The following is an 11,842-nucleotide window of genomic DNA, read 5'->3' as shown; positions in this document are numbered from 1 at the left end:
TTTTTATTCAACCCAACTGGCCCCATTTTAAACCGGTGCCTGGCCCGTTTTTATCCCGGTGTTGACACGCGTCAAAGAGATCAGCCATAGGTGCGTCATACGCACAGGTTATGTGCTTGTCGTGATAATTGTCCTTCGCGTTCCAATCTCTCACATGGGCAGCCAAGCAGGGCATTAACATTGCGTTTGCATCGATGCTCGAACCGCTGACCAGCGGCGAGATTTCCCGATGCCAACCGAGCAGAAGAGAAAATTGGCATGTTTGAGACAACCAATCCCTACACCGGCGAGACCCTGAAGACGTTTGAGACGGCGACTGCCGGGGAAATTACCCAAGCTATCGGGGATGCCGATGCGGCTTTCCAGCAGTGGCGCATGACCTCGTTCGCCAAACGCGTTGAGGTCATGCGCGCGGCGGCGCAAATCCTGCGTCGTGACACCGACAAGTACGCGCCGCTCCTGACGGTGGAAATGGGCAAGCTGATCGCCGAGGCGCACGCCGAAGTCGAACTGTCCGCCGCGATCTTCGACTATTACGCGGATAACGCTGAACGGCTTCTGGCGCCCGAAAAGCTCCCCGTCGCAGACCCTGCCGAAGGCGATGCGGTTCTCGTCCATGATCCGCTTGGCGTGCTGCTCGCGATCGAGCCGTGGAATTTTCCTTACTACCAGATCGCGCGGATCATCGCGCCGCAGCTTTCTGCGGGTAATACGATCCTGCTCAAGCATGCGGCGAACGTGCCGCAGTGCGCTGCGGCGTTCGAAGAATTGATGCTGGAGGCCGGTCTTCCTAAGCATGCTTTCATCAACCTTTACGTCGATCACGACCATGTACAGATGATCCTCGACGATCCGCGCGTGCAGGGTGTCGCACTGACGGGTTCGGAAGCTGCCGGCGCTGCCGTGGCATCGGCAGCGGGCAGGGCGCTCAAAAAGTCCACCATGGAACTCGGCGGCGCCGATGCCTTCATCGTGCTAAAGGACGCCGACCTCGAAAAGACCGTCAAATGGGCAGTGTTCGGCAGGCACTGGAACGGTGGGCAGGTCTGCGTCTCGTCCAAACGCATGATCATTGCCGACGAGGTCTACGACGAATTCCTCGAAAGCTATACCAAAGGTGTGGGCGCGTTGCGCATGGGTGACCCATTCGACCCTGAGACCACTCTGGCGCCGCTCTCTTCCCAACGGGCTGCGGATGGTCTCAGAGAAATGATCGCCAAGGCGGTCGAACATGGCGCCACGGCCACTGCTGTGGGTCCCGAAATTCCCAATCAGGGCGCTTTCGTGCAGCCCACCATCCTGACCGATATCGGCGATGATAATCCCGCGCGACACTGGGAGTTCTTCGGCCCGGTCTCGATGCTGTTTCGAGCGAAGAACGAAGATGATGCCGTGCGCATCGCCAACGATTCCCCCTTTGGCCTTGGCGGCTCGGTCTTCACGTCGGATACGGCCCACGGTGCCAAGGTGGCGCGGCGCATCTCGACCGGCATGGTCTTCGTCAACCATCCGACCATGGTCAAAGCCGATCTGCCGTTCGGCGGCGTGCGCAGGTCGGGCTATGGACGCGAACTGCTCGGTCTTGGCATCAAGGAATTCGTTAATCACAAGCTGATCGACATCGTCGATATCGACGCGCCATTCTGAGGATACCTGACTTACGGACTGCGCATATCGGCGAAGCCGACAGCGTTTTATTGTTTATGAAGCGAGGCCCCAATGCAGAGCACCATGAAAGCCGCCGTCGTACGTGAATTCGGCAAGCCCCTCGTGATCGAGGAGGTGCAGGTGCCCCGGCCAGGGCCGGGCCAGATCCTCGTCAAGATCGCCGCAACTGGCGTGTGCCATACCGACCTTCACGCGGCTGAAGGCGACTGGCCGGTCAAGCCGAACCCGCCCTTCATCCCGGGACACGAGGGGGCAGGGCATGTCGTAGCTGTCGGGCAGGGCGTAACCCATGTGAAGGAGGGCGACCGGGTCGGTGTGCCATGGCTCTATTCCGCTTGCGGGCACTGCACGCACTGCCTGGGGGGCTGGGAAACCCTGTGCCACGAGCAGCAGAACACCGGCTACTCGGTAAACGGCAGCTTCGCAGAGTATGTGCTGGCCGATGCCAATTACGTAGGCCGCCTTCCGGACAATGTTAGCTTCATCGACATCTCGCCGATCCTGTGCGCCGGGGTTACCGTCTACAAGGGCCTCAAGGTCACCGATACGAAGCCGGGCGATTGGGTGGCGATATCAGGTATCGGGGGTCTCGGGCATATGGCGGTACAATATGCCAAGGCGATGGGGTTTAATGTGGTCGCGGTCGATATCGACGACGCAAAACTGAAGCTTGCACAGGATCTTGGCGCGTCGCTGACCGTCAACGCGCGGGATGTGGATCCGGTGGCCTTCATCACCAAAGAGATTGGCGGCGCGCAGGGCGTTCTGGTCACTGCTGTCTCCCCGACAGCCTTCCAGCAGGCGATGGGCATGGCGCGGCGCGGCGGGACCATATCGCTCAATGGCTTGCCGCCCGGTGATTTTCCCATCTCGATTTTCGACACTGTCCTCAACGGCATCACCGTGCGCGGCTCGATCGTCGGCACACGCCTCGACTTGCAGGAATCGCTCGACTTTGCGGCGCAGGGCAAGGTCAAGGCGACGGTCACTACCGATAGCCTCGAGAACATCAACGACGTCTTCGCCCGCATGCACAAGGGCGAGATCGAGGGACGCGTGGTTCTCGATCTCGAGAACGCCTAGCAATCCCTGCCTCGGTTTGCCGATCCCGTAGTTCGGGATGGCGCACCTGATCCGTTGTCGCTCACTTTCCCCGGTAGGCGACAGCGGAGCCATTCCGCCAGAAACACACCGCTAAGGCCCCCGGTCTGCTGGCGGCGATGGATGGCATTAATGCACGCATCGGCCGCAATACCATTGTCCTCGCCGCCCAAGGATGCGGCGCTCGGTCTTTCGACACCAAGCGGTCCCAAAAAAGCCCGGCCTGGACAACCCGAATAGCCTCCGAGGCTCGGGCAGTCATGGGGTCTAAAGATCGGTCCTTCGCATGTCATTCCGCCCCGAGCCGGGACCGATTAGGGTGCATAGATCGTGTGACGAGTTAGGTGACACCGTTCGATGCCGATCGAGGCAGACAGGCGCTCCGTCACACATACGCACGTTTGTGGGGCGTCCCGTTCCTCCCTCTTCAACGGGCCATTTTGGGAAAACCCATTCGGGAACAGATTTTGGGAAACCGGGGAGTCGCAACGCGCGCGATTGGCGCAGATTCCCCGGCTGTCTCGCTGCGGGTTCGTTTTTGGGAAAGGCCTTGCGCAGTCATCATAGCGGTGCGGCTGCGGCTCCCGAGAAGACGACCATCGTAACAACGAGCGCGATCGGCGGGATATGCCAGCGCATCATCGCGACCAGTCCCACACCAACTGCCGCCACGTCCGCTAGCGAGCGTATCCCGGTTGTCCAAAGCGGATCGTAGAGCGCCATTGCCAGGATGCCGACTACCGAGGCGTTCACGCCCGCTACGATCGATCGCGCGACGGGATTAAGCCGCAAGCGCGACCAGAACGGCAGGACGCCGATGACGATCAGCAAGCCGGGCAGGAACACGCCAAGGAGCGCCGGAAGCGCACCCCATGCGCTGCCGGCTGCAATCGGGCCAAGGTATCCGGCGATGGCGAACAAGGGGCCAGGAAGCGCCTGCGCGGCACCGTAGCCCGCTAGAAACTGATCGTCCGTCATCAGACCCGTTGGAACGAGATCAGCGCGCAGCAGCGGCAGGACGACATGGCCGCCTCCGAATACGAGTGCGCCGGCTCGGTAAAAGATGTCGAACATGTTCCACCCCGGCCCGCCGAGCGCTGCACTCACGACGGGCAATGCGAGCAGCATCACCGCGAACAGGATCATGCTGGTGACGCCCACACGACGGGGAACCCGTACCGGCAGGCCATCGCCGGGAGATGCCGCCAGATCGCGACATAGGACAAGGCCGGCTAATCCGCCGATGATGATGGCCGCGACCTGCCCGATCGCCCCGCCCGAAAGGACGAGGACGAGGGCAGCCGCTATCGCGATCACCGCGCGCCGGAGATTGGGAGTAAGCGACCGCGCCATTCCCCATACCGCCTGGGCGACGATCACGATGGCAACAAGCTTGAGGCCATGAATGGCGCCGGCCGCGACGGCGCCCTGGAGGCTTGATGCGCCGGATGCCACGGCCAGCATAAGCAGCGCGGACGGCAACGTGAACGCCGTCCACGCCGCGAGCGCGCCAAGCGGACCTGCGCGCAGGAGGCCAAGCACGAAGCCGGTCTGACTGGACGCTGGGCCAGGCAGGAACTGGCACAATGCCACCAGCTCGGCATAGGCTTCCTCGCTGACCCATTTGCGACGTAGCACCAGCTCGTCGCGGAAATATCCGAGATGGGCGATCGGTCCGCCAAACGAGGTGAGGCCGAGCTTGAGGAAGGCGAGGAACACCTCGCCGACCCGGCTGGCATCAGGCGGTATCGTTTCCCGGGCGCCGCTCACGCCCATGCCCTTCCACCAGTTCGCCGAACAGCTCGTGCGCCTTCCCGCGTGCGATCTCCAAAGCTTCGCGTCCAAGATCGGTCGCGACATACAATTTGCGGACCGCGCGACCGTGCCGTTCCTCGTGGCTGGTCAAATAGCCCTTCTTCTCCATGCCATGCAGCATCGGGTACAGGGTTCCGGCGCTCAGACGGTAGCCGTGATGCGCCAGCTCCTCCATCATCCACTGGCCATAGATCGGCGCGTCGGCCGCATGAAGCAGGATGTGCAGGCGCACGAAGCCGGACAACAGCTCGCGGTGATCCATCAATCATCATCCTGCGAGCTATAGAGACGAACTTCGATGTCGAAAACCGATAGCGTCGTTGAGAATGTCGGTTTACGGTCCCTCACGTACTTCGATCGTCCCTTTCGTCTCACCGGAGGTATAACATGGCTTCGCCCATAAACGACCACGTTGATGGACGCCGTGCCCTGCTGAACGCCTGATGTCGTTGTTACGCATATCAAAGCCGGAATGGGCGTGGGCCGGCGTGAACGTTTTTGGCCTCGTCGTGGGGGGAGCCTGTTCTTCCTCGTGAAGGAACCCGTGGCCGCTACGCTCCTGCTGGCGGTGTCACTTATCGCTGGCGAGCTGGGTGGCCGAGCTGCCTCAAGGTGGGTCGCAACCAAAGAGAGAAAAGGATGAAATCACCGATGACGATGCGATCACGCTGGGCTGAGAGCAACGCCAGCCCATGGACAATCCTGATCCGTCTTGCGGTGGGATTGGTGGTGTTTTTCCCCGAAGGCATCCAGAAGCTTATTTTCCCCGACATCCTCGGCGCTGGACGCTTTGCTAAGATCGGTATTCCCGGGGCCGAGATCATGGGGCCGTTCGTCGGCGTGGTGGAATTGGTGTGCGGTGCCCTCATCATCCTCGGCCTATTTACGAGGTGGGCGACGATTCCCCTGATTGTCACGATGATCGTGGCGCTGGTTTCGACGAAGCTCCCGATCCTGCTCGGCGAGGGTTTCGGGCCGTTCAGTCTCCCCGACTTCAAACGCTACGGCTTCTGGAGCGCACAGCATGAGTCCCGCGCCGATCTGACGATGCTCCTTGGCTGCCTGTATCTGCTGATCGTCGGGCCAGGTGATTGGTCGCTCGACCGGCGCTGGTTCGGAAGACGCGCGGGGCACTGAGCGAGACGGTGCGGCGTAATCTGTTGATGCTTCCCCGGCAGTGATTGAGACCGGGGAAGCATATTGGATCGTCAGCCGAAGCTATGCGGTGACGGCGTGCCAAGGGCCGGTGATCGCCAGCGTTTTGGCGGGACTGTAGATGTTTACGAACATCGTCCGCCCATCCGGTGAGAAGCACGCGCCGGCCAGCTCCGTTTGAGCATGGAGGCGGGCGAAGGAATAGACCGCCCCTTGCGGCGTGATTCCGCGCAGGTGGTTGTCGACCACCTCGGTATATTGATCTTCACAGACGATAAGGTGCCCGTTCGGCGCGACCGTCAGATTGTCGCCGAAGTTCAGCATGGCGGTGCTCGTCGACTCCACGAAGAGCTGAAGCCTGCCCGGCGCGTCGGCTTCGCCGACCTGACCCTCGCTGGCGGACGGCTTGTAGCGCATGATCTGGCTCAACTTCGCCGCGCCCCCGGAGGTGCAGCAAAAGTAGAGTTCGCCCGACCCGAAATGGATGCCTTCGCCTCTGGCGAAACGCACGGCGCCTGCCAGATTGCCACGCTTCCGCAAGTCGTCGTTCGCACTGTCGGTGCCGTCGAGATCGATCCAGCGGGCATCGGCCCACTGCCCGACGGACAGCGTGTGTGTGTCCCAGTTGCGGCTGTCGGTGCCGAGCGCTTGGTCCACGAACGCCAGCGCCTGCAAGCGACCTCCGCGCGCGAGCTGCCCGGGCGATGCAGGAAGAAACCGATAGAACAGGCTGTCGTCGCGATCTTCGGTCAGATAGACGATGCCGGTCCGCGGATCGACGGCGGCTGCTTCATGGTTGAAGCGCCCCATGGCGCGCATCGGAACGGCCTCGGTCCGCCCCGCGTGCGCGGCAGGAACCTCGAACACCCAGCCATGATCCTCGCGCAAGCCATTTCCCGCGCGCGACACGTCTTCTTCGCAACTGAGCCAGCTTCCCCACGGCGTGATACCGCCTGCACAATTCCGGATCGTGCCGACGAGGCTTAGATGCTGGCGCTCAACCTGGCCGGTCATCTGATCGTACACGAGGGTCGTCGTTCCGCCCGGCAACCAGCTATCGTCCGTTCCGCGGTCGAAGCCGGACCCTGTGCTGCGAGCGGACGCGAACGGACCGATGCTACCATGTTTCGGCGACAGCTCGTGGTTGCGGACCAAAGCTACCCGGCGCGCATCGAGCCGGAACGCTCCCATGCCATCGGCATGATCCGGTACGCGCAGACCGTCGTCCATTGGATCGCCCAGGGCGGAAATGACGCGGTATGAGAAGCCACGCGGCAGATCGAGGAGCTGGCGCGGGTCAGCCTCCAGCGGGCCATAGCCTGCCGCGATCGATGAACGAGAAAGGCTCGATGTCGCGCAACCGCTCAGCGCCAGGCCCGAAAACGCGAGTGAGGTCAGGCCCATAAAGGAACGACGATCGATGGGTGCGATGTTCTGCATGGCTGTAACCTAGGCTTCGATTGGGTCGTTTGCGTGAATGGCGATCAGCGCCCCGGAGCAACGGCGATGGCCGACAGGTCCGTTGCCGGATCGATCGGTACACCGGCTTCCTTTCGCTCGGAGTAGCGGTCGACCAGTTGGGTGGTATGTGGGCGCAGCAGTACGGTGAAGCGCACCAGCTCTTCCATCACGTCCACGATCCGGTCGTAATAGCTCGACGGCTTCATGCGGCCTGCATCATCGAACTCGTCGAACGCCTTGGCGACCGACGACTGGTTGGGGATCGTCACCATCCGCATCCAACGACCGAGAACGCGCAGCGTGTTGACGCTGTTGAACGACTGCGATCCCGCCGACACCTGCATGACAGCCAGCGTGCGGCCTTGGGTGGGACGCATCCCGCCCATGCTGAGCGGTAGGTGATCGATTTGCAGCTTCATGATGCCGGTTATCTGGCCGTGGCGTTCGGGGCTGCACCACACCTGTCCCTCCGACCACATCGACAGCTCGCGCAGCTCGTGGACGGCAGGGTGATCGTCGCCTGCGTGCTGGTCGGGCAGTGGCAGCGTCGCCGGGTCGAAGATGCGCGTCTCGCAGCCGAAGAAGCGGAGCAGGCGAGCCGCCTCCTCGATGCACAGGCGCGAATAGGATCGTTCGCGCAACGATCCGTAGAGCAGCAGGATGCGGGGCGGCGGATCACCAGCGCCCAGCCCAAGGGCGGGACGATCGATCGCATAGCGCCTATCAAGCGCTGGCAGATGATCGGGGTCGGCAAGGTCACGCAGAGGCATCAGGCAATCCCAATTCGCAGCGCGAGCGCCGCCAGTGTGATGAGCAGGACAGGCACGGTGAGCGTCACCCCGACCCGGAAATAATAGCCCCACCCGATCCGAATGCCCTTCTGTCCCAGGACGTGCAGCCACAGCAGCGTTGCGAGCGAGCCGATCGGCGTCAGCTTGGGGCCGAGGTCGCAGCCGATCACGTTGGCGTAGATCATCGCTTCCCGGACCGCCCCGGTTGCGTGCGCGGCGTCGATCGACAGCGCGCCCACCAGCACGGTCGGCATGTTATTCATCACCGACGACAGGACGGCCGCGATCAGGCCGGTTCCCAGCGCCGCACCCCACACGCCGCCTTGCGCGGTGCGACCGAGCAGCGCTGCCAGATGGTCGGTCAACCCTGCGTTCCGCAGGCCATAGACGACCAGGTACATGCCGAGCGAGAAGATCACGACCTGCCACGGCGCTCCGCGCAGCACCTTGCCGGTCTGGATCACATGGCCTCGCCCGGCGATCACCAGCAGCAGGATCGCGCCGGCAGCGGCAACGGCGCTGACTGGCACGCCCAGCGGTTCAAGCAGGAAGAAGCCGGCGAGCAGGAGCGCGAGGACGATCCATCCGGCGCGGAAGGTCGCGGCATCCCGGATCGCGGCATGAGGAGCGCGCAACGCCGCGACATCGTAATCCTGCGGTATATCGCGCCGGAAGAAGATCAGCAGCGCGCCCAGCGTAGCGGCGATCGACACCAGATCAACCGGCACCATCACGGACGCATATTCCCCGAACCCGATCCCGAAGAAGTCGGCCGACACGATGTTGACGAGGTTCGAGACGACCAGCGGCAAGCTGGCGGTGTCAGCGATGAACCCCGCCGCCATGACGAACGCCAGCGTGGCTCTGTCCTTGAAGCCGAGCGCCCGCAGCATAGCGATGACGATCGGCGTCAGGATCAGCGCCGCACCGTCATTGGCGAACAGCGCGGATACACCTGCGCCGAGCAGCACGATCAGGACGAACAGCCGGCGACCATGCCCCCCCGCCCCAGCGCGCGACATGCAGTGCCGCCCATTCGAAGAACCCGGCTTCATCCAGCAACAGGCTGATGACGATGATCGCGACGAACGCGGCGGTTGCGTTCCAGACGATGCCCCATACCACCGGCACGTCGGACAGGGTGACGACGCCTGCAAGCAGCGCCACGACCGCCCCGCCCATCGCGCTCCACCCGATGCCGAGGCGCTTGGGCTGCCAGATGACGAGCGCGATCGTCGCGACGAAGATCAGGACGGCAAGGAGCATCAGGCGACGCGCTGGCCTGACGCATCGACCACCTGTTCGCCGTCTTCCTTGGCGAATGCGGCTAGCTGGCCGCTTGGCAGCAGGTCGAGGACGGCTTCGGACGGTCGGCACAGCTTCACGCCGATCGGCGAGACGACCAGCGGCCGGTTGATGAGGATGGGATGCGCCATCATCGCGTCCACCAACGCGTCGTCAGACAGCGACGTGTCGCCCAAGCCCAGCTTTGCATAGGGTGTGCCCTTCTCGCGCAGCAGCTCGCGGGGCGTCATGCCGGCGCGGTCGATCAGTGCGACCAGCAGCGCGCGGGCGGGCGGGGTTTTCAGATACTCGACCACATGCGGCTCGATGCCGGCATTGCGGATCATGGCGAGGGTGTTGCGTGACGTGCCGCACGCGGGGTTGTGATAGATGACGATATCGACGGCCACGGGGCGTCCTTTCAGCAGCAGGGGGCGAGTTCGGCGAGGAGTGGCGCACACAGTTTAGGCGAGCCGGCGCAGCAGTCCTTGACGAGGAACAGCGTCAGCGCGCGCAGGCCGTCCAGATCGGCCCGGTAGATGATCGATCGGCTATGGCGCTCAGACCGGACCAAGCCAGCGCGGGCGAGAATGCCGAGGTGTGCCGACATGGTGTTCTGTGGCACGTCGAGCTGACGGGCGATTTCGCCGGCCGCCATTCCAGCAGGTTCGTGGCGGACCAGCAGGCGGAACACATCGAGGCGCGTGCCCTGCGCAAGAGCACCCAGTGCAGCGATGGCCGAACCAGTTTCCATAATTCTAGCATAGCGGATATATGGCGTGTCGCTAGTCTTGCTTACCCATTCGTGGATCAGGTGTCTCACCGCTCACCCGGCGACGGGTTTTGGGGAAGGGTTAGGGCGTCCCGTTTGTCGATCCCATGCGAGACGGGATCGCAAAACCTTAGGGTGTCATTCCGCCCTCAACCGTACCCGGCCGCGAGCGGCGCATTTTTCAACAGCCCCAGGTGTTTTCCGACGCCCTCAGGCCTTAGCGTATATCTGTGCCCGTTTTATGTGACGCCCCCTAAAGGGGCGCGGAAAGGATCACATTGATGTTTACGGACGAAGAGCGGATCAAAGGGTCGGCGAAGCTGCCCGCCCATAGCCGGCACTCCCATGCGCCGCTCAAACTTCTCGCGGAGATGGCTGCCGAACATGGCCGTGAACTCGTCGCTTTGTTCTACGATACGCTGCTTCGTGACCAGGAGGCTGCCCAGTTCCTGAACCACGCTGTGGTGCAGGAGAGGCTCAGCTCTTCCCTCATTGAGTGGCTCACGCAGTTGTTTTCCGGACAGGACATTCGCGACTCCCCCGAAAAGCAGGCCCGCCAGAAGATCATTGGCGAAGTCCACGCTCGCATCAAGATTCCGGTCCATCTCGTAATGACAGGCGCGCTGGTGATCAAGACACGGCTCGCTGAATTGCTGCAGGGTCAGGCAGTCGATCCGTTGGTAGGCATTCGCGCGCTTCAACTTGCTGATGCGCGAATGGACACGGCCGTCATGCTCATCAGCCAGTCCTATGTAAAGGACACCACGGCAAGAGCGAGACTAGATGAAGCCTATCGGCTCTTCTCTCTGGATCAGGACGCTGCAGTCGACAAAGAGACGCAGCGCGCCAGCCTGATGGAGTGGAGCCAGAACACACTGTTCGCGCTTCTGCAAGCTGGCCCTGGTGGCGGGTTGCTCCGCTTGGGCGATTCCGCCTTCGGACTTTGGCTTCGGCATCGGGCACAGTTCATGTTTGAGCAATCGGCGCAGTTCAGCACTGTGGTCCGACTTGTCGAGCGCATCGATGAGATGCTCCTGCCAGAGCTGGATGCTCCCCGTAAGCGTCAGGATGGCTCATCCGCCTTGGCGGATTTGCGCGCCGCAGTTGACGAAATTTCCTTCCTGGTCGCTGATCTCTTCCAGACATTAAGCACCATGGAAGGAGGACGCGATCCGCTGACCCGTGCCCTTAACCGCCGTTTCCTGCCTGCCATACTTGGCCGCGAGGTCACATTCGCGAAGGAGAACGGGACAGCGCTCAGCGTCATGCTGGTCGATATCGACCACTTCAAGGCGATCAATGATCGGCACGGCCATCAGGTCGGTGATGAAGTCCTCCGGCAGGTGGCACAAGTGATCGTCGGGAATGTCCGGGCGACGGACTTCGTTTTCCGGTACGGGGGCGAGGAGTTCCTGATCGTCCTAGTCGAGACAGGCATCGAGGCTGCGGCCAACATAGCGGAGCGCATTCGGGCAGATATGGAGGGCCATATTTTCGAAACGGGAAGCTCGGGCGGCCTCAGTGTCACCGCGTCGATCGGCATTGCCCTGCATTCCGGCCATCCCGATCAGAAATTCCTGATCAAGGCCGCGGATGAGGCACTCTATCGGGCCAAGGCCGCAGGTCGCAACACGGTGGAACTCGCCCCGATTTATGGAGAAGGCGGGAAGGGGATTTGGCCGCTTGCCACATGACGTTCTTTACACCCAGATGTTTACGGGCATCAGGCTCCAAGTTTCCTGGATTTATCGGTGGCGGTATCGCTCGAGACCGCCACTTGCGTGGCTTGCATAAC

At 62.4% G+C, this 11,842-nt stretch carries 11 protein-coding genes and 1 pseudogene; 5 read left to right on the top strand and 7 right to left on the bottom strand.

Going from position 1 to position 11,842, the window contains the following annotated elements; all coding sequences use genetic code 11:
- Window positions 1-258 precede the first annotated feature (258 nt).
- From MBENS4_RS23375 to MBENS4_RS27725, 3 genes are all read left to right on the top strand, one after another.
- Window positions 259-1,647: an NAD-dependent succinate-semialdehyde dehydrogenase gene (locus MBENS4_RS23375; RefSeq protein ID WP_039396671.1), complete on the top strand. Its 1,389-nt coding sequence runs from the start codon at window positions 259-261 to the stop codon at window positions 1,645-1,647.
- A gap of 72 nt (window positions 1,648-1,719) precedes the next feature.
- On the top strand, window positions 1,720-2,751 hold the full coding sequence (gene adhP / locus MBENS4_RS23370) for an alcohol dehydrogenase AdhP (protein ID WP_039396668.1): 1,032 nt from the start codon (window positions 1,720-1,722) through the stop codon (window positions 2,749-2,751).
- Between the two features lie 137 nt (window positions 2,752-2,888).
- Window positions 2,889-3,113, top strand: a complete 225-nt coding sequence (locus MBENS4_RS27725; protein ID WP_445321537.1) for a DUF4113 domain-containing protein — start codon at window positions 2,889-2,891, stop codon at window positions 3,111-3,113.
- A 217-nt stretch (window positions 3,114-3,330) separates the two neighbouring features.
- On the opposite strand, the gene chrA is transcribed toward MBENS4_RS27725, so the two are convergent.
- Window positions 3,331-4,539, bottom strand: coding sequence for a chromate efflux transporter (gene chrA / locus MBENS4_RS23365; RefSeq protein ID WP_242405111.1), 1,209 nt, complete (start codon window positions 4,537-4,539; stop codon window positions 3,331-3,333).
- Window positions 4,508-4,846 (bottom strand): PadR family transcriptional regulator, encoded by a 339-nt coding sequence (locus tag MBENS4_RS23360; protein WP_052322753.1) that lies wholly within the window; start codon window positions 4,844-4,846, stop codon window positions 4,508-4,510. Before MBENS4_RS23360 ends, chrA begins: the two co-directional genes overlap by 32 nt.
- Window positions 4,847-5,223: 377 nt before the next feature.
- Between MBENS4_RS23360 and MBENS4_RS23355 the strand changes: the two genes are divergently transcribed.
- Window positions 5,224-5,721, top strand: coding sequence for a DoxX family protein (locus tag MBENS4_RS23355; RefSeq protein ID WP_199904466.1), 498 nt, complete (start codon window positions 5,224-5,226; stop codon window positions 5,719-5,721).
- 81 nt (window positions 5,722-5,802) lie between these two features.
- Here the strand turns inward: MBENS4_RS23355 and MBENS4_RS23350 are convergent, their stop codons facing one another.
- The 5 genes and pseudogenes from MBENS4_RS23350 to MBENS4_RS23330 all read right to left on the bottom strand — a co-directional run bounded on the left by MBENS4_RS23350 (window position 5,803) and on the right by MBENS4_RS23330 (window position 10,029).
- A complete protein-coding gene (locus MBENS4_RS23350) occupies window positions 5,803-7,179 on the bottom strand; it encodes an alkaline phosphatase PhoX (RefSeq protein WP_039396662.1) in 1,377 nt (458 codons plus the stop codon).
- A 44-nt stretch (window positions 7,180-7,223) separates the two neighbouring features.
- Complete coding sequence (gene arsH, locus MBENS4_RS23345; RefSeq protein ID WP_039396659.1) at window positions 7,224-7,970, bottom strand: arsenical resistance protein ArsH; 747 nt, start codon at window positions 7,968-7,970, stop codon at window positions 7,224-7,226.
- A pseudogene (locus MBENS4_RS23340) lies at window positions 7,970-9,257 on the bottom strand (arsenic transporter). The gene arsH and the pseudogene MBENS4_RS23340 overlap by 1 nt, the downstream one beginning before the upstream one ends.
- Window positions 9,257-9,685: an arsenate reductase (glutaredoxin) gene (arsC, locus tag MBENS4_RS23335; RefSeq protein ID WP_039396656.1), complete on the bottom strand. Its 429-nt coding sequence runs from the start codon at window positions 9,683-9,685 to the stop codon at window positions 9,257-9,259. Before arsC ends, MBENS4_RS23340 begins: the two are co-directional and overlap by 1 nt.
- A gap of 11 nt (window positions 9,686-9,696) precedes the next feature.
- Window positions 9,697-10,029, bottom strand: a complete 333-nt coding sequence (locus MBENS4_RS23330) for an ArsR/SmtB family transcription factor (protein ID WP_039396652.1) — start codon at window positions 10,027-10,029, stop codon at window positions 9,697-9,699.
- 299 nt (window positions 10,030-10,328) lie between these two features.
- Here MBENS4_RS23330 and MBENS4_RS23325 point away from each other — a divergent pair, with 299 nt between their 5' ends.
- Complete coding sequence (locus MBENS4_RS23325) at window positions 10,329-11,741, top strand: diguanylate cyclase (protein ID WP_036526763.1); 1,413 nt, start codon at window positions 10,329-10,331, stop codon at window positions 11,739-11,741.
- The last annotated feature ends 101 nt before the right edge of the window (window positions 11,742-11,842 follow it).

The sequence above is a fragment of the Novosphingobium sp. MBES04 genome (assembly GCF_000813185.1).
In the GTDB taxonomy this organism is placed as follows: domain Bacteria; phylum Pseudomonadota; class Alphaproteobacteria; order Sphingomonadales; family Sphingomonadaceae; genus Novosphingobium; species Novosphingobium decolorationis.
The sequence above is the reverse complement of the archived record's forward strand: the minus strand, read 5'-3'. Positions and strand labels throughout refer to the sequence as shown.